The organism is Pseudoalteromonas sp. 0802 (assembly GCF_013350085.1).
Lineage (GTDB): Bacteria > Pseudomonadota > Gammaproteobacteria > Enterobacterales > Alteromonadaceae > Pseudoalteromonas.
On record NZ_JABVXE010000077.1, the window covers coordinates 1 to 562 of the forward strand.

Consider the following 562-nt stretch of genomic DNA (forward strand, 5'->3'; position numbering starts at 1 on the left):
ACGATTCCAGCCGCAATTATATCTAATTCACCTGTACTAGCTATGCTTTTAGCTGCAGCTAGATCGCGGCTTTGATACGCTCCGCAAGCCGTACAAGTAAAACGCCTATCATTCAATGTTAAAACATGGCGTTGCCCGCACTCCGAACAAATTCCAGTGGATTTTTCAAAACGACCTATTTCATGATAGAGCTTGCCTTCTAGCTCAGCTTTGTACTTTGAAAGCTGAGTGATCAAACCCATCACGTTATCTGCAACCATACTACCATTGAACTTTTGCATCGCTTTTACGTTTAAATCTTCGAACACTAAAATATCATTTTCATTGGTTATCTGTCGTGAAGTTTTGTGCGCAAAGTCCAGCCTTTGCCTTGAGATTTTTCCGTGTAATTTATTGATGCGTTGTTTTGTTTTTAGCCAGCGATTTGAACCTTTGGTTCGACGTGCAAGCTGGCGTTGCAATTGATTTAACTTCTCTATTGCTTGCTTTAAAAACTTCGGGTTGTCGGCCACGAAACCGTTCGAACCAACCACCGTTTGCTTTGAGTTGATGTCAAAGCCAG

The 562-nt window shown here is 41.8% G+C and carries 1 protein-coding gene; it reads right to left on the bottom strand.

All coding sequences use genetic code 11. The features are described from left to right. Positions 1-562 (bottom strand): RNA-guided endonuclease TnpB family protein (locus HUS61_RS21200; protein WP_175092382.1); only part of this gene is annotated, 562 nt, incomplete at both ends.